We start from the raw sequence: 23,822 nt of genomic DNA, 5'->3' as shown, positions 1-23,822 counted from the left end.
GCAAGATCGCTTTTTGCCGGATCGGCCGCTTTAGACGCCCCGGCGCGGCAGCAGCGCGGCGCACAGGGCGGCCAGGGCGCCGCCGACGCCGAGCGTGGCGAACGCCCAGCCCCACCGGGTCGGCGGCGCCCCGGCGGCGTTGGTCGCGTCGAGCACCCAGCCGAAGACGATCGGCGACAGCGCCCCGGCGCCGAAGCCGAGCAGCGACCGGAGCGCCAGCACCGAGCCGAGATGGCGCGGCGCCACCGCCTCCGTCATGGCGGCGGAGAGGACGCCGGTGTCGCCGATCACGGCGAAGCCGTAGGCCGAGGCGGCGATCAGCAGGACGGCCGGCCCGAACGCCGGCATCCAGCCGATGCCGAACGACAGGGCGGCGCCCAGCAGCGCCACGGCGACCAGGATCCGGCGGCGTCCGAAGCGGTCCGACGCCGCTCCGGCGACGTAGGTCGAGACCGCGCCCGTCAGATGAAGCGACGCCGCCACCGCCGCGGCGGCGCCGAGCCCGGCGAACGGCGTGCCCTCGGCGAGGGCCAGGGTGAGGAACGCCGGTGCCCACGCCCAGACGCCCAGCAGCTCCCAGCAATGCGCCGCGTACCCGGCGGTCAGCAGCACCGAGCGCCGCGAGCGCATGTCCGCCGCGAGGCCGGCGCCGCCCCGCCGGGTGTCGCCGAGCCCGTCATCGTGCCGGTCTTCATGGCCGTGGCCGGGCGCCCGGTCCGACAGCCCGCGGACCGCCGCGGCGCCGGCGGCGGCGCCGAGGACGGGGACGGCGGCGGCGGCCAGCAGCATCACCGTGTAGGACGGCCACAGCGGTGCCGTCCCCGCCACGACGAGGGCGGCGAAGTAGCCGAGCGACGAGGCGGCGTGCAGCCACCCCACCGCGCGGCCGCGCCGGGCCGCGGCGGCGTGCCCGGCCACGATCATCAGGGCCGGCGTGTAGGACCCGCCGAGGGACAGGCCGACCAGGCCGAGCAGCACCAGCGCGCCCTCCGCGGAGCGGGCGAAGACGGCGAAGGCGGCGAAGGCGAGCGCCGTCGCCCACACCGACGCCAGGAAGACGCGCTTCGCCCCGATCCGGTCGGCCAGCCAGGACGCGACCAGCAGCGACACGGCGTAGGCCGCGTTGAACACCGCCTGGACCGTGCCGGCCTCCGTCGCCGTCATGTCCCAGGCGACGATCAGCACGGGCAGCGCACCGGCGTAGACCATCTTGGCGACGCCGGCGCCGAACCGGCTGAGGCCGATCCCGAGGAGCGTCGCGTCCACGGCCGTCAGCCGGCCGGCGGCCGGGGCGGGCCGATGAAGATGACCCAGGTGGCGAAGTCGGCGCCGAAGCGGACGAAACGGTGCTCGACGTGGGCCGGCACGACCAGGACGTCGCCCGGACCGAACGGCCGCGTCGCGCCGCCGCACAGGAAGTCGCCCTCGCCCGAGATCACCACGTACAGCTCGTCGCGGTCGTGCGGCGTCTGACGGTCGATCCCCTCCGGCCGATAGAGCTCGACCTCCAGATGGCCGGACGCGTACAGCGACCGGAAGGGACCGCCGGCGGCGGCCAGGGCCTCCATCGCGGCGGCGAGCGGCAGGGCGGCCTGTTCGATCATCGGGACCTCGGCTGCGGGGCGGGACGGCAACGACCGTGGACGGGCGGCGGCGGCCGCGGCAAGCGAATACGGCTCATCGTCGCGTCAGCCCGACGCAATCGATCGGCGCTTTGCCGGCGGCCTTCGCGTGAGGATCCCTCACCGCACACCCCAGCGCAACTCGTTTGCCGAGCGGCCGCCGCTGCCCCATCCTGGTCCCGACGTCGCCCCCTGGCCGCCAACGGAAGGAGCCTCCATGACCGACGGCACCCGCGTCCTCATCGTCACCGGCGGCGGCCGCGGCATCGGCGCCGCGATCGTCCGCCTCGCCGTGCGGGACGGCCATTCCGTCTGCTTCAGCTACGCACGGGACGACGCCGCGGCCGAGGCGTTGCTGCGGGAGGTGCGCGGCCGCGGCGGGCGCGCCGTCGCCGTCCGCGGCGACGTCGCCGATCCGGCGGCGGCGGGCGCCCTGTTCGAGCGGGCCGAGGCGGACCTCGGCCCGGTCACGGCGCTGGTCAACAACGCCGGCGTGACCGGCCCCATCGGGGCGTTCCGCGACGCCTCCCACGACACCCTGCGCCGCGTGCTCGACGTCAACGTGCTGGGCACCATGCTGTGCGCGCAGGAAGCGGTGCGCCGGTGGCAGGCCGGCGGCACGCCCGGACGCATGGTCAACGTCTCCTCGGTCGCCGCGACCCTGGGCGCCGCCCACGAGTACGTCCACTACGCCGCCGCCAAGGCGGCGGTCGAGGCCTTCACCGTCGGCCTGGCGCGCGAGGTCGCGGCATCCGGCATCCGGGTCAACGCCGTGTCGCCGGGGACGACCCACACCGACATCCACGCCGCCGCCGGCGAGCCGGACCGGCCCGCCCGCATCGTCGCCCGCGTGCCCCTGGGCCGCATCGCCGAGCCGGACGAGATCGCCGAGGCCGCCCTGTGGCTGCTGTCGGACAAGGCGAGCTACGTCGCCGGGGCGGTGCTGCGGGTGTCCGGCGGGGTGTAGCCTCAGCCGACCGCTTCCGACGCGGCGGCGCCGGCGCGCTCGTCCAACAGCGACACGACCCAGATGGAGAAGCCGCCGAGGGCGAGCGCACAGCCCACCCATCCGGTGGAGGTCCACCCCCAGCCCGCGGCGATCGCCATGCCGCCGAGCCACGGCCCCAGGGCGTTGGCGGCGTTGAAGGCGCTGTGGTTGAGCGCGGCGGCGAGCGTCTGGGCGTCCTCCGCCACGTCCATCAGCCGGGTCTGCAGGGCGGTGCCGAGGCCGCCCCCGCCGCCGATCAGGAAGACCACGAGCGACACCGTCCAGATGTCGCCGGCGGCCAACGGGAACAGCGCCAGCGCGCCGGCGCTCCACAGGAGGATGCCGCCGATCGTGGGCATGAGCGCGCGGTCGGCCGCCCAGGCGCCGGCCAGGGTTCCCGCCGTCAGACCCAGCCCGAAGACGCACAGGACGATCGGCACGACGTGCGGCGACACCTGGGTCACCGCCATCAGGGTCGACGCGATGTAGGTGTAGACGGCGAACATCCCGCCGAAGCCGACGGCGCCGATCCCCAAGGTCAGCCACACCTGCCGGCGCCGCAGCGCCCCCAACTCGCGCAGCGGGCTGGCGCCGGCCTGCGGGCCCTGGCTGGGCGCATAGGCCCAGACCAGGGCGACGGTGAGCAGCGCCAGCAGGCCGACGACGCCGAACCCCCAGCGCCAGCCGAGCGCCTGCCCGATCCAATTGGCGAGCGGCACCCCGAGGATGGTGGCGACGGTGAGGCCCAGCATCGTCCGCGCCACCGCCTGGGCGCGGCGGTGCGGCGGCACGAGGGAGGCGGCGACGAGGGCCGCCACGCCGAAATAGGCGCCGTGCGGCAGGCCGCTCAGGAACCGGAAGGCGATCATCCAGCCGTAGGAGGGGGCCAGCGCGCTCAGCACGTTCGCGACCGCGAACAGGGCCATGAGCCCGATCAGCAGGGTGCGGCGCGGCAGCCGGGCGCCGAGCACGGCGATCACCGGCGCCCCCACCACCACGCCCAGGGCGTAGGCGCTGATGACGTGCCCCGCCGTCGGCTCGTCCACCCGGAGGCCGTCGGCGAAGTAGGGCAGCAGGCTCATGGACGCGAATTCGGTGGTGCCGATGGCGAAGCCGCCCATGGCGAGCGCCAGAAGCACCAGTCCCGGATGGGCCGCCGGGCTGACACCCGCGGCGGGGCGGCGGTCGTCGCGACCGACAGAGGACATCGTTCTCATCTCCGGCTACAGAACGGCAGCGCGGCGGCCTGCCGTGGCGTCGATCCCGTGTTGCATAGCTATGCAAGTGGTTGCATAGCTATGCGCCGACGCATCATATTTGTCGGCGCCGTCCGTCGGCAACCGGACCGGCCAGAAACTTTTTGCAGATGCGAGATGAGCGGCCGACATGGCCAGGGCCGGAAAACCACCCTCCTCCATCGACGTGGCCAGGCTGGCGGGCGTGTCGCAGTCCGCGGTGTCGCGGAGCTTCACGCCGGGCGCCAGCGTGTCGGCGCCGACCAGGGCGAAGGTGATGGCGGCCGCCGACGCCATCGGCTACCGGCCCAACGTCATCCCGCGCATCATGCGCAAGCACCGCTCGAACATCGTCGCGGTGGTCGTCGGCAGCCTGGACAACCCCTACCACACGCGGGCGCTGGAGGCGTTCTCGCGCGCGCTCCAGCGGGCGGGGAAGCAGGTCATGCTGGTGCAGACCGACACGGAGCGCACCCTCGGCGAGGCGGTCGGCCGGCTCGCCGGCTACTGCGTCGATGCGGTGGTGAGCGCGCACGAGGTCGAATCGGAGGAGGTGGCGGCGGCCATCGACCGGATGCGCATCCCGGTGGTCACGCTCAACTCCGCCCTCACCAGCGCCTGGAGCGGGACGATCATCTCCGACAACGAGGCCGCCGGGGAGCGGATCGCCCGGCTGCTGCACGACCGGGGCGGCCGGCGCTTCGGCTACGTCGCCGGCCCGGCCGACAGCCTGTCGCAACGCCAGCGCGAAGCCGGCTTCCGCCGCGGGCTCGCCGGGCTGGGGATCGCCGATTGCGCCCGCGCCCCGGGCGACTACCGGCACGGCGGCGGCCGGGCGGCGGCCCGCGCCCTGTTCTCCGCCGCCGCCCCGCCCGACGCGGTGTTCTGCGCGAACGACCTGACCGCCTTCGGCCTGATCGACGCGCTGCGCGGCGAATTCGGCCTCGCCGTGCCGGGGGACGTGCTGGTGGCCGGCTACGACAACGTGGACGCGGCGGCCTGGCCCGCCTACGACCTGACGACCTTCGACCAGCGCGTCGACACGATGGTCGGCCTCGCCGTCGGCATGCTGGACGGGGACTGGGACGCCGGCCCGTCCGCGACGGTCGCCCCCGTCCTCGTGGAGCGGTCCAGCACCGCGGGACGCTCCGGACACGCCCGCCGGCCGGCCGGCCCGCCGCGATGAGGCCGGCCGCCGGGGCGCCGGCCGGACGGCCGTCGGCACGGCGCCGGCGGGACGGTCCCGCAGGGGTCGGACCCTCACATAGGTTGGGTATTGTGCGGTGTCTTTCCCGCCACTTATCCTCGGCCATGCCGCGGGGCGGCGCCTCGGGCGCGCGGAGAGACGAGCCGTTCATGTCCGGACCGAAGCATCACCGAATCCGCGTCCTGCTGGTGGAGGACGACGCGCCGATCCGCAACCGCATGGCGGCGATCCTGCGGGGCTCCGACGCCCTGGACCTGGTGGGCGTCGCCGCGACCGTCACGGAGGCGCGGGCGCTCTGCGCCGCCCAGGTGCCGGGGGTGCTGGTCACCGACCTGAAGCTGCCCGACGGCTCGGGCGTCGACCTCATCCGCGAAACCCGGCGCCTCTATCCCGCCATGGACATCATGGTGGTGTCGGTGCTGGGGGACGAGCGCAGCGTGCTGGCCGCCGTCGAGGCGGGGGCGGCGGGATACATCCTCAAGGACACCAGCCCGGTCGACCTCGTCGGCTCGGTGCTCGACCTGGTCGCCGGCCAGTCGCCGATCTCGACCTCGATCGCCCGCACGATCGTGCGCCGCATCCAGCAGGCGCCGCCCGACACCCCGGCCGGGGAGAGCCCGCTGCCGGCCCTGACGGAGCGGGAGACCGACATCCTCTGGGGCATCGCCAAGGGCCTGACCTACGCCGACATCGGCGAACAGCTGGGCATCTCGCGGAACACCGTGCTCACCCACATCAAGAACATCTACCGCAAGCTCGAGGTCAATTCCCGTGGGGAGGCGGTGTTCACCGCCATCAACCACAAGATCATCAACCTGGGCCCCTGATTGTCGACGGACGGCCTCGCCGCCGGGGGCGGCCTCAGGGCAGGGCCGGCGGCGCGCCGCGAGGACCGGCGGTGGCGCCTGGCGCTCGCCGTCGCCCTGGCGTTCCCGGCGATGATGGCCCTCGTCCTGTTCTGGGACCGCCCGGACACCTCGGCGTTCGCCGCCCTGTTCCGCCAGGAGGCGGCGATGGCGGTTCCGGGCGGTGCGGCCGGGGGCGCCGGGTCCTGGCGGACCGTGGCCCTCCCCTATCACTGCCCGGCGGTGCCCGACCCCGGCGGGTGCGCCGTCACCCTGCGGATCGTCCACCGGGCCGAGCCGGCGGACGGGGAGCTGTGGTCGCTCTACGTGCCTTCCTTCCTGGGCGGGCTGACCGTCCGCCTGAACGGCGTCGCCATCGCCGACAGCCGCTGGCAGCGGTCGGCCGCCGACATCACGGCCGCCAGCCCGATGCTGGTCACCTTGCCGCCGCCCCTGCTGCGGCCGGGCGACAACGTGTTCGACCTCGTCCTCACCAAGCGGGGAACGATCGCCGGCTTCCTCGGCCCGGTGGCGATCGCGCCGGATTCCCGGCTGCGTCCCGACCACGACCGCCGCACCTTCCTCTTCACCACGCTGCCGCGGATGATCGACGGCTGGCAGCTGGCGATGGGGTTGGCGCTCCTCGTCCTGTGGCTCGCCCGCCGGCAGGAGCCGATCTTCCTGCTGTGCGGCGTCCTGTTCATGATCAACGCCACCCAGACCCTGCCGGCGCTGCTGGGCGACGGCGTCGACGAGGGCGTGTACCGGTTCCTCAACCACGGCAAGGCGATCAGCAGCTACCTGGTGTTGCCGCTGGCCTGGCTGTTCGTCGGCCGCCGCCCGCCGGTTCCCGTCTGGTGGTTCGTCGTGCCGGGGCTGGCGGTGGCCGCCCTGCAGCCCCTGGTGTCCACCCAGGCCCATCTCTGGCTGGTCGGCACCCTGCTGCTTCCATGCGGCGTCGTGGTCATGGCGTGGGGCATCGCGGTCGTCCTGCGCGCCGCCCTCGTCCGCCGCGACAGCGCCGCGGCGCTGTTGTTCGGCGCGTTCCTGACGTCGCTCCTGACCGCCGGCCATGACGTGCTGATCCTGCGCCAGGACCTGGGGGACCGCCAGGTGATGGTCGGCCGCTTCGCCGTGCCCATCGTCCTCGCCGCCGTCAGCGCCGTGCTGCTGTGGCGCTTCGCCCAGACCATGACGGCGCTGGACCGCTTCAGCGCCCGGCTGGCGCGCGAGGTGGCGGCGGCCGAGGACGCCCTGCGCCGCAGCTTCGCGCGCGAGCAGGCGCAGGCCCGCACCGTGGCGGTGCAGGCCGAGCGGGTGCGGCTGATGAGCGACCTGCACGACGGCCTTGCCGGCCAGCTCGTCTCCATCCTGTCGCTGTGCGAGCTCCAGGGGCGGGAGCGGGACGAGGTGACGGACGCGGTCGGCGCCGCCCTGACCGACCTGCGCCTGATCGTCGCCTCGCTGGAGGACTACGGCGACGACCTCGGCGTGATGCTGGCGGTGCTGCGCGAGCGGATCGAGCCGCAGGCCGCCGCCCACGGGGTGACGCTGCTCTGGCGGACGGCCGGGGTGCCGGACCTGCAGGGCCTGCAGCCGGGACAGGTGCTCGCCATCTACCGCATCCTGCAGGAGGCGGCGACGAACGCCTTCCGCCACAGCGGCTCGGCGACGCTGGCCTTCGCGGCGGGTCCGTCGCCGCGGCCGGGCTGCGGCGTCCGCCTGTCCCTGCGCGACCACGGCCGGGGCGGCGCCGTCGGCCGGAACGGCGGCTACGGCCTGTCCAGCATGCGGCGGCGCGCCGAGCGTCTCGGCGCCGGCCTGGACATCCGCAGCGGGCCCGACGGAACGATGGTGGTCCTGGACCTGCCGGAACGCCTGCCCCACTCCTGACGCCCCCTGCCACCGCACGATGCCGTGAACGTCGGCTCCTTGCCGCCGCGACGCCGTCGGCGACGGCCCGTTCCCACCCCGGCGCCGGCGGCGACGGCACCGGCCGGCGGTCCGGGCGGCGTTCGGCAATACGGCGGACCGATCAAAAATGGCGTCCAATTTTGATTGTTTCTGATCACTTCGCCGGATACACTTCTCCGTGCGATCAGAAAGGATCATTCCATGAGGACCGACCGCCGCTCGGCGATCCGTCGCTACCTGTTCGAGAGGACGTCGGCCTCGATCCATGAGATCGCCGAGGCGGTCGGGGCCTCGCTGCCCACCGTGCGCCGCGACCTCCTGACGCTGGAGAGCGAAGGCTCGATCCAGCGCACCCACGGCGGGGCGCGCATCACCGACATCGCCGAGATCGAGGCGGCCTTCGAGGTGCGCGAGCAGGCCAACATCGCCGCCAAGCGGGCCATCGGGTTTGCCGCGTACGGGAGACTGCGCCCGGAGACGGCGGTGTTTCTCGACGCCGGAACGACGGTGCTCCAGGTGGCCCGCCGCATCCGCATCAACCCGATGCCGCTGTCGGTGTTCACCAACTGCCTCGCGGTCGCCCAGATCCTGACGGACGTCCGCGACGTGTCGGTGACTCTGCTGGGGGGCCGGCTGCGGTCGCGGAACGCGTCCCTGCTGGGCGCGCTCGCCGAAGGAACGCTGGAGCGGCTGTGGTTCGATCAGCTGTTTCTCGGGGTGAGCGCCATCGGCGAGGACGGTTGCGCCTACACGACCGACGAGCACGAGGCGCGCCTCAACGAGATCATGGTGACGCGGGCGGCGCGCACCGCCGTTCTGACCGACGCCAGCAAGTTCGGGCGGCGGGCCACCTATCGGGTCATCCGGCTCGACGACCGGCTCGAACTGATCACCGACCACAGCCTTGCCGCGCCGTGGGTCGAGACGCTGGAGCGCGCCGGCTGCCGGACGACGCTGGTCGGCGCCGACGCCGGCGACGCCCCCGATCCCGAGGAGGACGAGCCGTGACCGCGGGCGGCGTCCTCGGGGTGGACGGCGGCGGCACCAAGACGCTGGCCGTCGTGGTGGCGGCCGACGCCACCATCCTCTCCCGCGATCGGCTCGCGAGCCTCGATCCCACGGCCGGCGACGGCTGGCGGGAGGAGATCGCCCGGCTCGCCGCCGGCCCCGGCGGACCGCGGATCGAGGCGGCCGTGTTCGGCCTGCCGTTCCACGGCGAGATCGACCGCTTCTCGTCCGCCCAGCGGGCGACGGTGCGCCGGCATTTTCCGGAGGGCGCGACCGTCGAGAACGACGTCCGCATCGCGTTCGACGGTGCCTTCGCGTGCGGTCCCGGCGCCCTCAGCCTGTCCGGCACCGGGTCGATGGCGTGGGCGAGCCTCGCCGGTCCGGACAGCCCGCACGTGCGGGTCGGCGGCTGGGGGGATGTCTTCGGCGACGAGGGCAGCGCCTACTGGATCGGCCGCGAGGCGCTGACCCTGCTGTCGCGCCACGTCGACGGCCGGGCCCCGGCCCCCGGCTTCGCCGGGCGCCTGCTCGCCGCCATGGCGATCGGCCCGGACGAGCTGTCGGCCTGGTGCTACGGGCTCGCCAACCGCCGCGCCGGCGTCGCCGGGCTCGCGCGCCACGTGGCGGCGATCGCCGCCGACGGCGAGGCGGCGGCGCAAAGGCTGATGGACCGCGCGGCCGACGAGCTCTGCGAGCAGCTCGCCGCCGCCTGGCGGCTGTGCGGCGGCACGGCGCCGCTGCGCTGGAGCTACGCCGGCGGCGTCTTCAACGCGCCCGAGATGGCCGACCGCATGGCCGCGCGTCTCGGCGTCCGGCCGACGCAACCGCGCCTGCCGCCGGTCGGCGGGGCGGTCCTGCGAGCCGCCCGACAGGCGGGCTGGCCGATCGACGACGCCTGGATCGGCCGCCTCGCGGCGGCGCTCCGGACGGCCTTCGCTCCATGAAACGACGAAGAACAGGGGGAATACAGAATGAGAAGACGTGATTTTGCGGCTTTGGCGCTGGCCCTTCCGCTCCTGGGCTCGTTTGCCGGCGCAAGCCTCGCGGCCGACACGCTGACGGTCCTGCTGCCCCCCTGGGGCACGCTGCCCAAGGAGATGACCGACCGCTTCGCCGCCGAAGCGGGCGTGTCGCTCGACGCCCAGACGCTCGGCTGGGACGAGATCCGCACCAAGATCATCACCTCGATGATCGCCGGGACCGCCCCCGCCGACGCCACGGAAGTCGACTGGTCGTGGGTCGGCCAGTTCGGCGCGGCGTCCTGGTACCAGCCGCTCGACGGCAAGATCGACGCCGACGTGGTCGCCGACATCCCGACCGCGTCGATCTTCCGCTTCGACGGCAAGCTGCTCGCCATCCCCTACGCCAACGACTTCCGCATCCTGATCTACAACAAGGGCCATCTCGACAAGGCCGGCGTCGCCGCCGCGCCGAAGACGCCGGACGAGCTGCTCGCCGCGGCCAGGGCGGTCAAGGCCGCGAAGATCGCCGACCATCCGATCGGCCTGCCGCTGTCGGCGTCCGAAGGCACCTCGACCGCCTGGTACCTCCTCACCAAGGTCTTCGGCGGCGACCTCTTCGACAAGGACTTCAAGCCGCTGTTCACCAGCCCGGATTCGGCCGGCTACAAGGCGCTCGCCTTCGAGATGACCGCGCTCAAGGAAGGCCTGATCGACCCGGCCGCCACCGGTCTCAAGGACGTCGAGGTGCACGAGCTGTTCAAGAGCGGCAAGATCACCTTCGACGTCGCCGGCTGGGCCGGCAACCTCGCGGTCTACAGCGATCCGGGCAAGTCGCAGGTGGCCGCCGACGTGGCCGCGGCGCTGATGCCCTCGGTCACCGGCACGTCGCGCACCTTCGGCCTGCCGGAAGCGGTGGGGATTCCCGTCGGCTCGACCAACGCCAAGGCGGCGCAGGCCTTCATCGCGTGGCTGGCCAAGCCGGAAAACGAGATCGCCAGCTACGAGACCCTCGGCAACCTGCCGCCGCGCCTGTCGGTGCTGAAGCGGCTCAACGAGGCCGGCAAGCTCAAGCAGGGCGACGTGCTGCTCCAGCAGGCGTCCCTGGTCGAGCCGCTGTTCGCGCAGGGCACGCCCGCCTGGTATCCGCAGTTCTCGACCGCGGTGGCGAGCGCCATCAACCAGGCCGCCAAGGGCCAGCTCAGCGTCGACGCGGCGGTCGCCGAAATCGCCAAGGCGGCGGCGGACGCGCAGAGGAACTGACGTCGTCCGGTGAAAGGCGGACCCGGTCAGGGGACGCCGTGCACCCGAGGGGGGGGCGCCCTGCCGCGCCCCCCGTCCCTCCTTCCCACGGCGCCGGCGGATGGCCGGACCGGCGGCCGTTGCCGCCGCGCCGTACGCCGCGAAAAGCGAAAACGCCGATGCCGAGCCCACCCTGCCGCCGCCGCTACAAGCGGGACGAGGTCGTCCTGGCCGCCGCCCTCGTCGTGCCCATCGTCGTCATCATGGGAGGCCTGGTGTTCTGGCCGCTCGCCACATCGGCGCTGGACAGCCTCTACCGGATCGATCCGATGCGGCCGGGCACGCCCTTCGTGGGCCTGCGCAACTATGCCGACCTCGTGACGGACGGCAACGTCCGGGCGTCGTGGATCAACACCCTCGCCTACGTGGCCATGGCCGTGACGCTGGAGACCGCCGGGGGGCTGGGGGCGGCGCTGCTGCTCAACCGCGTCCGCTACGGCCGGCAATGGCTGCTTGCCATCACCGTGCTGCCCTGGTGCCTCCCGCCGGTGGTCAACGCCGTCGTCTGGATGTGGATCTTCAACCCCAGCTACGGGCTGCTCAACCATGTGCTGCTGGGGCTCGGCCTCCTGTCCGAGCGCAAGGTCTGGTTCAACGACCAGGCGACGGCGCTGTTCCTGATCTCGCTGGTGCACGTCTGGCGCATGATGCCCCTGACCGCCGTCATCCTGCTGGCCGCCCTGCAGAGCATCCCGCGCGATCTCTACGAGGCGGCGCGCCTCGACGGGGCGGGCCCGTTCAAGTGCTTCCGCCTGGTGACCCTGCCGCTGATCTCGGGCGGCCTCGCCATCGCGCTCAGCCAGTCGACCGTCTTCGCCTTCAACCTGTTCGACGAAGCCTGGATCCTCTCCGGGGCCAGCCTCGACACGCGGTCGGTGATCGTCCAGGTCTACCTGACCTCCTTCCAGAACCTCCGGTTCTCCAGCGGGATGGCCCTGTCGATCCTGGCCATGCTCGCGTCGCTGCTCGTCTCGCTCCTCTACGTGCTGCGCGTCTATCGCGAAACGAGGTTCGACTGACCATGCGCAAAGCCACGTCATCCCTGATCGGCCACGCCGGCATCGCCGCCGCCGCGACGGTCCTGATCGTCTGGTCGCTGGGGCCGGTCTACTGGTCGCTCGTCACCTCGCTGACGCCGCCGGTCGACCTGGTCGGCACCCCATCCTTCTGGCCGCGCAACCCGACGCTCGAACATTACGGCAAGCTGCTGGGAGCGACGAGCGTCTCGCAGGGCAACGCCGTCCAGTCGGTCTGGCCGCAGTTCTCGGCGGCCCTCGTCAACAGCCTCGTCACGTCGCTCGCGGCGACGGTCGTGACGGTCCTGGTCGCCGCCTTCGGCGCCTACGCCTTCGTCCGCCTCGAGTTCCCGGGGCGCGGCCTGCTGTTCGCCCTGGTGGTCGCGACATTGGCGATCCCCGCCTACACGGTGATGATCCCGCTCTACCGGCTGATGATCGCGCTGCGGCTCATCGACACCTATCTCGGCATCACGCTGATCTACGTGTCGGCCTTCCTGCCGCTGGCGCTCTGGCTGATGCGGTCGGTCTACCAAGCGATGCCGGTCTCGCTCGAGGAGGCCGCCCGGCTCGACGGCGCCGGACGGCTCTACACGCTCGTCCACATCGTGCTGCCGCTCGCCACGCCCGGCCTCATCGCCAGCGCCATCCTGACCTTCCTGAGCGCCTGGGGCCAGTTCATGGTGCCCCTGGTGTTCTCCCCGACGCTCGCGACCAAGCCGTTGACGGTGCTGATCCCCGAGTTCGTGACCCGCAACTACATCGACTTCGGGCTGATGAACGCCGCCGGCATCCTCGCGATCATCCCGCCCGTTCTGCTCGTGCTCTTTCTCAACCGCTACCTCGTCAGCGGACTGATGGCCGGCGCGACCAAGTGATCGCGCACCCCCTCAACAAGGACCTCGTCTCATGAACACCACCGAACGCGTCATCGTCGAGCAGTTTGCCTTCTGGGAGAAGGCGCTGGAGATCGCGCTGCCCGAGGTCGACGCCGACACCCGCGTTTTCGTCGGCTGCGGCACCTCCTACTACATCGCGCAGAGCCTCGCGGCCGCCTTCAACCTCAACGGCAAGCGCGCGATCGCCGTGCCCGGCAGCGAATGGGCCCAGCGTCACAAGGCCTACCTGCCCGACCTCGCGGGGGCGACGGTCGTCGGGGTGTCCCGCAGCGGCGAGTCGACCGAGGTGGTGCAGGCGGTCCGCGCGAGCCGCGAGCTCGGCCTGCCGGTCGTCGCCATCACCTGCGAGAAGGACAGCGCGATGGCGCGCATCGCCGACGTGGTGGCCTTCGCGCCGACCCATCCCGACGAGGGCATCGTCATGTCGTCGTCGGCGAGCCTCATGCTGCTGATGGGCCTGCGCATGGCCGGCGAGACCGTCGAGGCCGCGGCCGTCGCCGGTGCGCGCGCCAACCTGGACGCCATGGGCACCGCGGCCCCGGCCCTGGTCGCCGGGCGCGACAAGTTCGTCGTCCTCGGCACCGGCGCCTATTTCGGCGTCGCGTCCGAGGGTGCGCTGAAACTGCAGGAGATGAGCATCAGCGTCTCGCAGCCGTTCCACACCATGGAATACCGGCACGGACCGATCAGCCTCGCCGACGAGACCATGCTGGCCGTCGTGCTCTACGGCGAGGACACGCCGGAGAACGACGCCCGGCTCGTCCGCGACCTGCAGGCCAAGGGCGCCAAGGTCGTCGGCCTGGGCGGCCCCGGCGATCTCGCGCTGCCGACGAGGACGCGCGGCCTGCAGCGCGCGCTGGAAATGCTGCCGGCGCTGCAGATCCTCGGCGAACGGATCGCCCAGTCCAAGAACATCGACAGCACCGCGCCGCGCAACCTCACGAAGGTCGTGACGCTCGCCTGAACCGCCGCCCCGGGGCCGGTTGCGCACGGCAACGGCCCCGGGCGCCCCCGGCACGAAGATCCGTATTGCAGGAGTTGACCCGCCATGGTCGCCGTCGACATCCACCGTCTCGTCAAACGCTACGGCACCGTCGAGGTGATCCGCGGCATCGACCTGTCGATCCGCGACGGCGAGTTCGTCTCCCTGATCGGCGCGTCGGGCTGCGGCAAGTCGACCCTGCTGCGCATGATCGCCGGGCTCGAGGACATTTCCGACGGCACGATCGCCATCGACGGGCGCGCCATCAACGACGTCGCGCCGAAGGACCGCGACATCGCCATGGTCTTCCAGAACTACGCCCTCTACCCGCACCTGACCGTGGCGGAGAACATGGGCTTCAGCCTGAAGCTGCGCAAAGTGCCCAAGGCGGACATCGCGCGGGCCGTCGCCGAGACGGCGGAACTGCTCGGCCTCACGCCCTATCTCGACCGCCTGCCCAAGGCGCTGTCGGGCGGCCAGCGCCAGCGCGTCGCCATGGGCCGGGCGATCGTGCGCAAGCCGCAGGTGTTCCTGCTGGACGAACCGCTGAGCAACCTCGACGCCAAGCTGCGCGTGCAGATGCGAACCGAGATCAAGGCGCTGCAGCGGCGGCTCGGCACCACGGCGATCTACGTCACGCACGACCAGATCGAGGCGATGACCATGTCCGACCGCATCGTCATCCTGAACGGCGGGCGGATCGAGCAGGTGGGCGCCCCGCTCGACGTCTACGACCGGCCGGCCAACCTGTTCGTCGCGACCTTCATCGGCTCGCCGGCGATGAACCTGATCGAGGCGACGGTGCGCAGCGACGGCGGCCGCCTTCGCGCGGTGGCCGACGACGGGCTCGGCCTGCCGCTCGACCGTTACGCCGGCATCGCCGACGGAACGCCGGTCACCGTCGGGCTGCGGCCCGAGCATCTCGACCTCGCGACGGAGCCGGCGCCGGACGCGCTCCCCCTCGCGATCAGCCTCATCGAGCCCACCGGCGCCGAGACCCATGTGTTCGGCCGGCTCGGCAGCCACGAGGTGGTGGTCAGCGAGACCGGACGCGTCGCCGGCCTGGACCACGCCTTCGTCACCCTCAAGCCGGGGAGCATCCACCTCTTCGACCGGGCGAGCGGCACACGCATCGAGCCGACGGCGTGACCACACCCGCGACCACCATCTTCAAGGACGGTTCTCCCATGACCGCGAACCCGCTCGAAACCCTGTCCGCCTCCCGGCGGTCACATCCGTCCGGCAGGCGCGGCATGCCGTCCGTCTGCTCGGCGCATCCGCTGGTGATCGAGGCGGCGATGCGGCACGCGGCGCGCCGCGGCTGCCCGGTGCTGATCGAGGCGACCTGCAACCAGGTCAACCAGGACGGCGGCTACACCGGCATGACGCCGAAGGGCTTCCGGGACTTCGTGGCGGCGGTCGCCGCACGCGTCGGGTTTCCCGTCGACCGGGTCATCCTCGGCGGCGACCATCTCGGTCCCAACCCCTGGAAGACGCTGCCGGCGGACGAGGCGATGGCGAAGGCCGAGACGATGATCGGGGCCTTCGCCGAAGCCGGCTTCACCAAGCTCCATCTCGACACCTCGATGGGATGCGCCGGGGAGCCCGTGGCGCTCGGCGACGTCGTGACGGCGGAACGGGCGGCACGCCTGGCGGCGGTCGCCGAGGCGGCGACGGCGAACGCGGCGGTGAAGCCGGTCTACGTGATCGGCACCGAGGTGCCGATCCCGGGCGGCGCGATGGAGGACATCGCGGCGCTCGACGTCACGCGGCCGGACGCCGCGCGCGAGACCGTCCGCCGGCATCGCGAAGCCTTCGCGGCGGCGGGGGCCGCCGCCGCCTTCGAGCGCGTCATCGCCGCGGTGGTGCAGCCGGGCGTCGAATTCGGCAACCACAACGTCGTCGCCTACGATCCCGGCAGGACCGCCGCCCTCAGCGCCGTGCTCGACGAGCTGCCGGGGTTCGTGTTCGAGGCGCATTCCACGGACTACCAGACCCCCGCGGCGCTGAGGGCGCTGGTTCACGACGGCTTCGCCATCCTCAAGGTGGGGCCGGCGCTGACGTTCGCGCTGCGCGAGGCCGTCTACGGCCTCGACCAGATCGCCGAGGTGCTGTTCCCGGGGCGGCGCGCGGAAACGCTGCGGGAGACCGTGGAGCGGGTGATGCTCGCCCGTCCCGGCGACTGGGCGAAATATTACCCCGGGACGGCCGACGAGCAGCGCGTGCAACGGCACTTCAGCTATTCGGACCGCATCCGCTACTACTGGCCGCAGCCCGAGGTGGCGCGGGCGGTCGACACGCTGTTCGCCCTCCTCGACGGCGCTGCCGTCCCCGAAACGCTGGTCAGCCAGTACCTTCGCGCCTGCTATGCGGGGGTGCGCAGCGGCGCGGTGACGCCCACGGCCCACGAACTCGCCATCGGCATGGTCGACATCGTGCTGGAGGACTATTTCAGCGCCTGCCGATGACGATCGGCTGGTCGCCGCGCCGTGGCGGCCGGCCCTGCCGCGGCGCCGCCGGACGTGCCCCGGCGGCGCCCGAGGGGATCATACGAATTCCGCCTGAAGGCTTCATTCGCATGCCCCTCTCGATCAATGCTATTGCATTGATCTGCCGGGTTTTACGGTTTGCGGATGATCGAACCGATCATCCGCGAACCATATCAGAGCTTGCCCGTCACCCAGTAGTCGATGCGCGCGGCGTTGTTCTTGATGTAGGTGTCGACCGCCTGCTCGTAGCTGGTCTGCTTGGCCTCGTACATCATGGCCTCGAGATCGCCGATCGGCATCACCATGCGGTTCAGGAACTCGAAGACCTCCGGGTGGTCCTGGTAGAAGCCCTTGCGCACCAGGGCGTTGACGCTCTCCAGCCCGCCCAGCGTCGCCTTGGGGTCGTCGAGGTAGCGCAGCTTCCAGTTGGCGAACATCCAGTGCGGCGACCAGGTGGTGACGACGATCCACTCGTCGCGCTTCACCGCGCGCTCCAGCGCCGCCAGCATGCCGGCGTCGCTGGCCGAGACGAGCTGGTAGCCGGACAGGCCGTACTCCTTGAGCGCCGTCTCCGACGCCTGCATCAGCCCGGCACCGGGATCGATGCCCTGGATGCGGCTGCCCAGCTTCTTCATCACGTCGGGCTTCTTGAGGTCCTCGATGCTCGACACCTCGGCGGCGGGGACGTAGTCCGGCACCGCCCAGCCCAGCTTGGCGCGGGTGTAGAGCGGGCCGAGATCGACGAGATCCTTGCCCACCTTGTCCAGGTAGGGCTTGTGGGTCAGCGGCTGCCACGACATCAGCATGGCGTCCAGCTTGCCGGCGGCCAGGCCCTGATACTGGATGCCGATGTCGGCCATGATCAGCTCGACCTTGGTGCCCAGCCGCTCCTCGATGAGCTTCGCGGCCAGCTTGGTGACGGCCTCGGCGTCGGACCACGCCGTCCAGCCGATCTTCACCGTCGTGTCCGCCGCCGACGCGGTGCCGACGAGCAGGCCGGTGGCGAGCGCCGCCGCCGACAGGGCGTGCGCGATCCTTTGGAAAACACCCATGCGTGATGGTCCTTTCGTTGGAGGTCGGAGCCTGGGGAACCGGCGCCCGGCGGCGGTCTGGCCTTAAATTCGAATGTTTGGAGCAAGATCGCTTTCGGCCGGATCGGCCAAAAGCGATCTGGCTCAGCGCGCCGGGACGGGGATGAGACGCCGCAGGAAGGAAGCTCCCGGCACGGGCCGCGTCGCCTTGCCGGTGCCGAAGCTCTGGGTGATGCGGTCGAGGATGATGGCCAGCAGCACCACGCTCAGCCCGCTCTCGAAGCCCAGCGCGATGTCGAGCCGCTGGATGCCCTGCAGCACCACGTTGCCGAGGCCGCCGGCGCCGATCATCGAGGCGATGACGATCATCGAGAGCGCCATCATCATGGTCTGGTTGACCCCCGCCATGATGGAGGGCAGCGCGTTGGGCAGCTGCACCTTGAAGAGGAGCTGGCGGTCCATGCAGCCGAAGGCGCGCCCGGCCTCGATGATCTCGCCCGGCACCTGCTGGATGCCCAGCGCCGTCAGGCGCACGGCCGGCGGCATGGCGAAGATGACGGTGGCGAGGATGCCCGGCACCCGGCCCAGGCCGAAGAACATCACCGCCGGGATCAGGTAGACGAAGGCCGGCATCGTCTGCATGAAGTCCAGCGTGGTCTTCGCCACGCTCTCGAAGGCGCGGCTGCGCACCATCAGGATGCCGAGCGGGATGCCGATGGCCAGGCTGAGCAGCGTCGCCGAGAGGACGAGGCCGAGGGTGGCGGCCGTCTCCGTCCACAGCCCCATGCCCGAGATGAGCAGGAGGGCGGCGAGCGCGAAGGCGCCGAACCCGAGCCCGAGGCGCCACACCGACAGGCCGACCAGGAGCGCGATGAGCAGCCACGCCGGCGTGCCGACCAGCACGGCGTCGATGGCGCCGCCGAAGCCGTCGACGATCGAGGCGATGACGTCGAGCGTGGGCTGGAAGTGGTCGAGCATGAACTCGACAAGGTCCTCGACGACGTTGCCGATGTGGATCTCGACGTCCATGGCTCAGCCCTCCCGATCCAGGGTGTTCAGAAGAAGGGCGCGGGAAATCGCGCCGACGAAGGCGCCGGCCTCGTCCACCACCGGCACCGGCCAGTCGGTGGCGGCGACGACGCGCAGCAGGTTGTGGACCGGCGCCGCGCTCGGCACCGTCTCCACGCCGGACAGGAAGGCGTGCAGGAAGCGCGGCTGGGGCGTGCGCAGCTCGCGCTCCAGCGTCTCGCGGGACACCACGCCCTGGAACCGCCCCTCGTCGTCGCGCACGTAGCCGTAGGTGTGGCCGTTCTCCTGGAGGAGACGCAGCGCCGGCATCAGCTCGCCGGGGATGCGGATGATGGTGTTGGTCGCCTCGAAGCGGGCGACGTCGCCGGCGCGCAGCACCTTCGACACGTCGACGTTGCGGAAGAAGGAGCGGACGTAGGCGTCGGCCGGGTTGCGCAGGATGTCGTAGGGGGCGCCGATCTGCACGATCCGCCCGCCCTCCATGATGGCGATGCGGTCGCCGATGCGCATCGCCTCGTCCAGGTCGTGGCTGATGAAGACGATGGTGCGCTGGTGCTCGCGCTGGAGGCGCAGCAGCTCGTCCTGCATCTCGGTGCGGATCAGCGGGTCGAGGGCCGAGAACGCCTCGTCCATCAGCATGATGGTCGGGTTGTTGGCGAGCGCCCGGGCGAGGCCGACGCGCTGCTGCATGCCGCCGGACATCTCCCCCGGCAGGCGTCCGGCGTAGGCGCCGAGGCCCACCGCCTCCAGCGCCGCCATGGCGGCCTTGTGCCGCTCGGCCTTCGGCACGCCGGCGACCTCCAGGCCGAAGGCGGCGTTGTCCAGCGCGGAGCGGCGGGGCAGCAGGGCGAAGGACTGGAACACCATGCTCATGTCGCGGCGCCGCGCCTGCACCAGCTCGCGCTTGGACATGCGCACGAGGTCGCGCCCGTCGAGCAGGATCGCGCCGTCCGACGGCTCGATCAGCCGGTTGAGCAGGCGGATCATGGTCGACTTGCCGGACCCGGACAGGCCCATGATCACGAAGATCTCGCCCGCGCGCACGTCGAAGCTGGCGTCGACGACGCCGACGTTGACGCCGAGCCGCTCGAGGACGGCGGCCTTGTCCGCGCCGTCGCGGAGCATCGCCAGGGCCGGGCCGGGATCCGGCGCGAACACCTTGGAGACGTTGCGGACGGCGAGCCGGATCTCGCCGGGCGCGGCGGCCGGTGCGGCGGCCCTGGCGCCGCCTGCCGCCGTGGGCGCCGTGGGCGCCGTCACGGGCGCCGCCATGGCCGCGCGGGGCGTCCCGGCCGCGGCCTGTTGCCCAGCCGCCGCCGTCATCGACGGCTCTCCGCTCTGTCGCGGCGCCGAGGCGCGCCGCGCGTTGGCGGACCCTGTTCTTCGTTCATCGCAAAACCCCCTGTTCGACGAGACTGTCGCGAATGGCGCGGGCCGCCTCCTCCGGGTCGACCCCCACCATCAGTCGGCCTTTTCCGGCCTTGTTCTCCGTCGCCGCGCGCAGGCGGTCCTGCGCCGACCCGCCACCGCCGGCGGCCATGAGCTTCGGCCGCGGCCGCCACGGCGCGACCTCGCAGGCGGCGAGGAAGCCGTCCACCGGCCCTTCCGCCGCCACCGCCACGATCACGCCCCGGCGCGCCGGACCGTAGGCGACGGGACGCGGCGGCGGGGCCGCGGGATGCACCGTGGCGACGAAGGGCAGGCGGACCCGCACGGCGCGCCGCTGGCCGCGCGGCAGCGCCTGCAGGACCTCGGCGCCGCCATCCCCCTGCGGGCGGATGCCGATCACGTCCGGCACCAGGGCGGCGTCGAGCCCGTGGGCGACGAGATAGGGCACCATCCCGCTGTCCTCGCCGCCCTCCGCCCGCCGCCCGGCCAGGACGATGCCGGGGCGGCGGGCGCCGAGGTGGCGCACCAGCGGCCCCACCGGATCGCATCCCGACGCCAGGCCGAGCACGGTCAGCGCGGGCAGGCCCATGCCGAGGTAGTCGCGCAGCGCCACGTCGGCGGGATCGCCGGCGTGCAGCGCGTGCACCGCCGCGCCGTCCGGCGCCACGGCCGGGTCCTGGGCGAGCCCCAGCGCCATCTCCAGGGCGCGGGCGTCCGTGTCGGCGCGGCGGCCGCGACCGGAGGCGGGATGGCGCCCGACGGAGAGCAGGACGGCCACCTCAACCATGGCGCCCCTCCTCCTCCAGCAGGCGGAGCAGCGCCGGCATCACCGCCTGGGCGTCGGCGACCACGGCGAGATCGGCGCGCTTGATCATCTCGGCGTGCAGGTCGGTGTTGACGGCGATCACGTGCCCGACCCCGGCGATCCCCTGCAGGTGCTGCGGTGCCCCGGCGATGCCGAAGGCGAGATAGCTGCGCGCCGTCACGACGGTGCCCGACGCGCCGACCTGCCGGTCGCGCGGCAGGTGTCCGGCGTCGCACACCACCCGGCTGCCCGCCCGCGTGCCGCCCAGCGCCCGCGCCACCGCGGCGAAGCCGCTCCAGTCGGTGACGCCGTTGCCGGCGCTGACGACGAGATCGGCCTCGGCCAGGGGCAGCGCGTCGGCGTCCACGGCGAGTCGCCGCGGGCCGGTCAGCCGGGGCATGGACCGGGGAAGCGTGGCCTCCAGGGGCCGCGCCTCGTGCCGCACGCCGGCCAGCGGCGCCACCGCGTCGGCGGCGACGGTGATCAGGCGCGGCGGCGCGTGGCGCAGCTCCGCCGTGCCGCCGCGCGCCCGGCGGGCGACCTGGCCCGCCGACACGCTCTCCGCCCCCGCCCACAGCCGCTCGCCGGCCATCGCCGCCACCCGGCGGGCGACGTCGCCGCCGTCGGCCGTCTCGGGGAACAGGGCGTGGCGCGGCGCGAGGTCCGCCAGCAGGGCCGTCACGGCGGCGGCCCGCGCCTCCGGGCAGTAGTCGGCGGCCCAGGCGTCCGGCAGGGCGACGTGCCGGTCCGCGCCGGCCGCCGCCAGCCCGTCCTCCGGTCCGGTCGCCACGGTGACGACCGCCCCGCCGCCGGGGTCGGCCAGCCGGCGGGCGGCGGCGACCACCTGCCGGTCGTGGTCCGTGAGGTCTCCGCCCGGCCGGTCGAGCACCGCCAGCACCAGGAAGGCGGGGGCGGGAATGATCCGCAGGGGCGGTTCGGGCGCGGCGGCGGGCGTGGCCGGCGCCGCCGTCGGCACCGCCGGAGGCGCCTCCTGCGTCCAGTCGTAGCGGCGGCGCGGCCGCGCCCGCACCAACGCGGCGGCCAGAACCGCCCGGGGGTCGCGGCGCTTGCCGCCGACCGCCGCCGCGGGGGCGAGGACGAGACGCGGCCGGCCCTTCCCGGCGACGGCGCGGGCGGCCAGGACGGCGCGCGGATCGACGCGGCGGCGGGCACCCGTCATGCCGTGCCCTCCGTCGCCGCCAGCACCAGCTCGGCAAGTTCGGCCACCTGGGGCCGCGGGCCCACCACCCCTTCCAGCATCAGCGCACAGTTGGGGCAGGCGACCGCGACGACGGCCGCCCCGGTGCCGCGCGCGTGGTCCATGCGGACGTCGGGGATGCGCCGTTCGCCGGCCACGTCGGTGAGCGGCGCCCCGCCGCCGCCGCCGCAACAGCTCGCGCGCAGGCCGGCCCGCGCCATTTCCCGCCGCTCCACGCCGAGGGCGTCGAGCAGCGCGCGCGGCGCCTCGGTCTCGCCGTTGTAGCGGCCGAGATAGCAGGGGTCGTGGTAGGTCACCGCGATCGCCTGCGGCGCCGTCACCGGCAGCGCCCCGGAACGGACCAGCTCCAGCAGAAGCGCCGAGTGGTGCAGCACGGTCCAGCGGCCGCCGAAGGCCGGGTACTCGTTGCGCAGGGTGTGCAGCGCGTGCGGATCGGCGGTGACGATGCGGGCGAAGCGGCGGGCGTTCAGCGCCGCCACGTTGCGCCGGGCGAGGTCCTGGAACGTCGCCTCGTCGCCGAGGCGGCGGGCGACGTCGCCGCAGTCCAGCTCCGCCTCGCCGAGCACGGCGACGTCGACGCCGGCGCGGCGCAGCAGGCGGACCAGCGCGCGCAGCGCGCGCTGCCCGCGCAGCTCGAAGGCGCCGTCGCCCAGCCACAGCAGCACGTCGCACGCCCCGCCCTCCTCCAGGCGGCGCAGGCCGAGGTCGGCGGCCCAGTCGAGGCGGCGGGCGAGCGGCCGGCCGCCGGGGTTGTCGGTGGCCCGCAGCTCGTCGAGCATGGCCGCCGCCTTGGCCGGCACGGCACCGCGCTCCAGGGTCTGGAAGCGGCGCAGGTCGACCACCGCGTCGACGTGCTCGATCATCATCGGGCACTCCTGCACGCAGGCGCGGCAGGTGGTGCAGGCCCACAGCGTGTCGGGATGGATCATCGCGCCCGGCCCGACCAGCGGCAGCGCCGGCCCGCCCGCCGCCTGCCCGGCGACGCGGCCGGGGTGGTGGCGGCCGGCATAGGCGGTGTCGCTGGCCGCCGGCTCCAGCGCCAGGACCATGTCCTGCACCAGCTTCTTCGGGTTGAGGGGCAGGCCGGCGGCGAAGGCCGGGCACGCCGCCTCGCAGCGGCCGCACTGCACGCAGGCATCGAAGCCGAGCAGCCGGTTCCACGCGAAATCCAGCGGCCGCTCGACCCCGAGCCCGGCGGCGGCCGGCGCCGCGTCCGCGAGGTCCAGCGGCCGCAGCCCGGTGTCGCGCCCCGCCCCGTCATGGAAACGCGCCGGGCGCGGATGGAAGGCGAGGTGCAGGGCGCCGTTCAGGGCGTGCTTCAGGGGCCCCCGCCCGACGCCGGCGACCATGTGGACCAGCCCGGCGCCGCCGACCGCGACCAGGGCCAGGGCGAGGGCATCGGGCAGCACGCCGCCGGCGGCGCGGTCGACGGCCACCGGCAGCAGCGCGCCGGCGCAGGCCAGCAGCGCCCAGGGCAGCCGGGCGAAACCGCCGCCGGACAGTTCGGCCGGCCGCCGTCGCCGCCGGCGGTGCAGCACCATCAGGGCACCGGCCAGCATGGCGGCGAGCGCCGCCGCCGCGAGGCCCCAGACGAGCCGGGCCGCCGCCGCCCCGCCCAGCGACAGCGCGGCGGCGGTCGGCGCCAGCGCCAGGGCGGCGAGGAAGCCGCCGGCGGTCAGGGCGTGGAAGCGCGCGTTGAAGGGTGTGCGGCCGACCACCGCGTGCACGTCGACGAGGTAGCGGGCCGGCATCGCCCGCAGCCCCGCCGCCAGGGCGACCGCCGCCGGCCGGCCGGCGAGCCAGCGGCGCGCCCGCAGGGCCGCCAGCACGACCCCCAGCGACAGCGCCGCGGCGAGGACGGCGAGGAGGGCGGGCGCGGCCAC

General features: G+C 73.3%; 21 protein-coding genes. 12 read left to right on the top strand and 9 right to left on the bottom strand.

All coding sequences use genetic code 11. The annotated features are described in order from the left end of the window. Positions 1-30: 30 nt before the first annotated feature. Together ACSBPG_RS04095 and ACSBPG_RS04090 are read right to left on the bottom strand one after the other, a co-directional pair. Positions 31-1,266, bottom strand: coding sequence for an MFS transporter (locus tag ACSBPG_RS04095; protein ID WP_435535834.1), 1,236 nt, complete (start codon positions 1,264-1,266; stop codon positions 31-33). A gap of 5 nt (positions 1,267-1,271) precedes the next feature. After that, positions 1,272-1,604 (bottom strand): cupin domain-containing protein, encoded by a 333-nt coding sequence (locus tag ACSBPG_RS04090; RefSeq protein WP_435535833.1) that lies wholly within the window; start codon positions 1,602-1,604, stop codon positions 1,272-1,274. A 235-nt stretch (positions 1,605-1,839) separates the two neighbouring features. On the opposite strand from ACSBPG_RS04090, the gene ACSBPG_RS04085 reads away from it, so the two are divergent. Then, a complete protein-coding gene (locus tag ACSBPG_RS04085) occupies positions 1,840-2,589 on the top strand; it encodes an SDR family oxidoreductase (protein WP_435535832.1) in 750 nt (249 codons plus the stop codon). Positions 2,590-2,591: 2 nt separating this feature from the next. On the opposite strand, the gene ACSBPG_RS04080 is transcribed toward ACSBPG_RS04085, so the two are convergent. Next, a complete protein-coding gene (locus ACSBPG_RS04080; RefSeq protein ID WP_435535831.1) occupies positions 2,592-3,818 on the bottom strand; it encodes an MFS transporter in 1,227 nt (408 codons plus the stop codon). A gap of 178 nt (positions 3,819-3,996) precedes the next feature. On the opposite strand from ACSBPG_RS04080, the gene ACSBPG_RS04075 reads away from it, so the two are divergent. The 11 genes from ACSBPG_RS04075 to ACSBPG_RS04025 all read left to right on the top strand — a co-directional run bounded on the left by ACSBPG_RS04075 (position 3,997) and on the right by ACSBPG_RS04025 (position 16,445). Further along, entirely contained in the window at positions 3,997-5,031 is a 1,035-nt protein-coding gene (locus ACSBPG_RS04075; RefSeq protein ID WP_435535830.1) for a LacI family DNA-binding transcriptional regulator, read from the top strand. Between the two features lie 170 nt (positions 5,032-5,201). After that, positions 5,202-5,879, top strand: coding sequence for a response regulator (locus ACSBPG_RS04070; RefSeq protein WP_435535829.1), 678 nt, complete (start codon positions 5,202-5,204; stop codon positions 5,877-5,879). Then, positions 5,880-7,790 carry a sensor histidine kinase gene (locus ACSBPG_RS04065; RefSeq protein ID WP_435535828.1) on the top strand — a complete coding sequence of 637 codons (1,911 nt, stop codon included), beginning with the start codon at positions 5,880-5,882 and terminating at the stop codon, positions 7,788-7,790. It begins immediately after the preceding gene. Positions 7,791-8,012: 222 nt separating this feature from the next. Next, entirely contained in the window at positions 8,013-8,819 is an 807-nt protein-coding gene (locus tag ACSBPG_RS04060) for a DeoR/GlpR family DNA-binding transcription regulator (protein ID WP_435535827.1), read from the top strand. Continuing rightward, positions 8,816-9,763: an N-acetylglucosamine kinase gene (locus ACSBPG_RS04055; RefSeq protein WP_435535826.1), complete on the top strand. Its 948-nt coding sequence runs from the start codon at positions 8,816-8,818 to the stop codon at positions 9,761-9,763. Before ACSBPG_RS04060 ends, ACSBPG_RS04055 begins: the two co-directional genes overlap by 4 nt. A gap of 27 nt (positions 9,764-9,790) precedes the next feature. Beyond that, entirely contained in the window at positions 9,791-11,041 is a 1,251-nt protein-coding gene (locus tag ACSBPG_RS04050; protein WP_435535825.1) for an extracellular solute-binding protein, read from the top strand. Positions 11,042-11,199: 158 nt separating this feature from the next. Continuing rightward, entirely contained in the window at positions 11,200-12,099 is a 900-nt protein-coding gene (locus tag ACSBPG_RS04045) for a carbohydrate ABC transporter permease (RefSeq protein WP_435535824.1), read from the top strand. A 2-nt stretch (positions 12,100-12,101) separates the two neighbouring features. Next, the gene (locus ACSBPG_RS04040; protein WP_435535823.1) at positions 12,102-12,974 is read left to right on the top strand and encodes a carbohydrate ABC transporter permease; all 873 of its coding nucleotides are present in this window, start codon (positions 12,102-12,104) and stop codon (positions 12,972-12,974) included. 31 nt (positions 12,975-13,005) lie between these two features. After that, positions 13,006-13,959 (top strand): SIS domain-containing protein, encoded by a 954-nt coding sequence (locus tag ACSBPG_RS04035; RefSeq protein WP_435535822.1) that lies wholly within the window; start codon positions 13,006-13,008, stop codon positions 13,957-13,959. Between the two features lie 84 nt (positions 13,960-14,043). Beyond that, positions 14,044-15,126, top strand: coding sequence for an ABC transporter ATP-binding protein (locus tag ACSBPG_RS04030; RefSeq protein WP_435535821.1), 1,083 nt, complete (start codon positions 14,044-14,046; stop codon positions 15,124-15,126). A gap of 38 nt (positions 15,127-15,164) precedes the next feature. Next, positions 15,165-16,445, top strand: a complete 1,281-nt coding sequence (locus ACSBPG_RS04025; RefSeq protein ID WP_435535820.1) for a D-tagatose-bisphosphate aldolase, class II, non-catalytic subunit — start codon at positions 15,165-15,167, stop codon at positions 16,443-16,445. A 194-nt stretch (positions 16,446-16,639) separates the two neighbouring features. Here the strand turns inward: ACSBPG_RS04025 and ACSBPG_RS04020 are convergent, their stop codons facing one another. From ACSBPG_RS04020 to ACSBPG_RS03995, 6 genes are all read right to left on the bottom strand, one after another. Further along, positions 16,640-17,518 carry a glycine betaine ABC transporter substrate-binding protein gene (locus ACSBPG_RS04020; protein WP_435535819.1) on the bottom strand — a complete coding sequence of 293 codons (879 nt, stop codon included), beginning with the start codon at positions 17,516-17,518 and terminating at the stop codon, positions 16,640-16,642. A 123-nt stretch (positions 17,519-17,641) separates the two neighbouring features. Further along, a complete protein-coding gene (locus ACSBPG_RS04015) occupies positions 17,642-18,526 on the bottom strand; it encodes an ABC transporter permease (protein WP_435535818.1) in 885 nt (294 codons plus the stop codon). Between the two features lie 3 nt (positions 18,527-18,529). Then, the gene (gene proV, locus ACSBPG_RS04010) at positions 18,530-19,849 is read right to left on the bottom strand and encodes a glycine betaine/L-proline ABC transporter ATP-binding protein ProV (protein WP_435535817.1); all 1,320 of its coding nucleotides are present in this window, start codon (positions 19,847-19,849) and stop codon (positions 18,530-18,532) included. Positions 19,850-19,913: 64 nt separating this feature from the next. Continuing rightward, on the bottom strand, positions 19,914-20,702 hold the full coding sequence (locus tag ACSBPG_RS04005; RefSeq protein ID WP_435535816.1) for an electron transfer flavoprotein subunit beta: 789 nt from the start codon (positions 20,700-20,702) through the stop codon (positions 19,914-19,916). Further along, positions 20,695-21,900 (bottom strand): electron transfer flavoprotein subunit alpha/FixB family protein, encoded by a 1,206-nt coding sequence (locus tag ACSBPG_RS04000; protein WP_435535815.1) that lies wholly within the window; start codon positions 21,898-21,900, stop codon positions 20,695-20,697. The genes ACSBPG_RS04005 and ACSBPG_RS04000 overlap by 8 nt, the downstream gene beginning before the upstream one ends. Then, on the bottom strand, positions 21,897-23,822 hold the full coding sequence (locus ACSBPG_RS03995; protein WP_435535814.1) for a DUF3483 domain-containing protein: 1,926 nt from the start codon (positions 23,820-23,822) through the stop codon (positions 21,897-21,899). Before ACSBPG_RS03995 ends, ACSBPG_RS04000 begins: the two co-directional genes overlap by 4 nt.

The sequence above is a fragment of the Azospirillum sp. ST 5-10 genome, from assembly GCF_051225715.1.
GTDB lineage: Bacteria > Pseudomonadota > Alphaproteobacteria > Azospirillales > Azospirillaceae > Azospirillum.
The sequence above is the reverse complement of the archived record's forward strand: the minus strand, read 5'-3'. Positions and strand labels throughout refer to the sequence as shown.

What these genes read in the sequence shown, in the direction of transcription:
- proV (WP_435535817.1), bottom strand. Translation starts at nt 19,849, where the DNA reads ATGACGGCGGCGGCTGGGCAACAGGCCGCGGCCGGGACGCCCCGCGCG.
- ACSBPG_RS04030 (WP_435535821.1), top strand. Translation starts at nt 14,044, where the DNA reads ATGGTCGCCGTCGACATCCACCGTCTCGTCAAACGCTACGGCACCGTC.
- ACSBPG_RS04020 (WP_435535819.1), bottom strand. Translation starts at nt 17,518, where the DNA reads ATGGGTGTTTTCCAAAGGATCGCGCACGCCCTGTCGGCGGCGGCGCTC.
- ACSBPG_RS04075 (WP_435535830.1), top strand. Translation starts at nt 3,997, where the DNA reads ATGGCCAGGGCCGGAAAACCACCCTCCTCCATCGACGTGGCCAGGCTG.
- ACSBPG_RS04045 (WP_435535824.1), top strand. Translation starts at nt 11,200, where the DNA reads ATGCCGAGCCCACCCTGCCGCCGCCGCTACAAGCGGGACGAGGTCGTC.
- ACSBPG_RS04035 (WP_435535822.1), top strand. Translation starts at nt 13,006, where the DNA reads ATGAACACCACCGAACGCGTCATCGTCGAGCAGTTTGCCTTCTGGGAG.
- ACSBPG_RS04085 (WP_435535832.1), top strand. Translation starts at nt 1,840, where the DNA reads ATGACCGACGGCACCCGCGTCCTCATCGTCACCGGCGGCGGCCGCGGC.
- ACSBPG_RS04025 (WP_435535820.1), top strand. Translation starts at nt 15,165, where the DNA reads ATGACCGCGAACCCGCTCGAAACCCTGTCCGCCTCCCGGCGGTCACAT.
- ACSBPG_RS04050 (WP_435535825.1), top strand. Translation starts at nt 9,791, where the DNA reads ATGAGAAGACGTGATTTTGCGGCTTTGGCGCTGGCCCTTCCGCTCCTG.
- ACSBPG_RS04000 (WP_435535815.1), bottom strand. Translation starts at nt 21,900, where the DNA reads ATGACGGGTGCCCGCCGCCGCGTCGATCCGCGCGCCGTCCTGGCCGCC.
- ACSBPG_RS04060 (WP_435535827.1), top strand. Translation starts at nt 8,013, where the DNA reads ATGAGGACCGACCGCCGCTCGGCGATCCGTCGCTACCTGTTCGAGAGG.
- ACSBPG_RS04040 (WP_435535823.1), top strand. Translation starts at nt 12,102, where the DNA reads ATGCGCAAAGCCACGTCATCCCTGATCGGCCACGCCGGCATCGCCGCC.
- ACSBPG_RS04070 (WP_435535829.1), top strand. Translation starts at nt 5,202, where the DNA reads ATGTCCGGACCGAAGCATCACCGAATCCGCGTCCTGCTGGTGGAGGAC.
- ACSBPG_RS04080 (WP_435535831.1), bottom strand. Translation starts at nt 3,818, where the DNA reads ATGTCCTCTGTCGGTCGCGACGACCGCCGCCCCGCCGCGGGTGTCAGC.
- ACSBPG_RS04090 (WP_435535833.1), bottom strand. Translation starts at nt 1,604, where the DNA reads ATGATCGAACAGGCCGCCCTGCCGCTCGCCGCCGCGATGGAGGCCCTG.
- ACSBPG_RS04005 (WP_435535816.1), bottom strand. Translation starts at nt 20,702, where the DNA reads ATGGTTGAGGTGGCCGTCCTGCTCTCCGTCGGGCGCCATCCCGCCTCC.
- ACSBPG_RS04015 (WP_435535818.1), bottom strand. Translation starts at nt 18,526, where the DNA reads ATGGACGTCGAGATCCACATCGGCAACGTCGTCGAGGACCTTGTCGAG.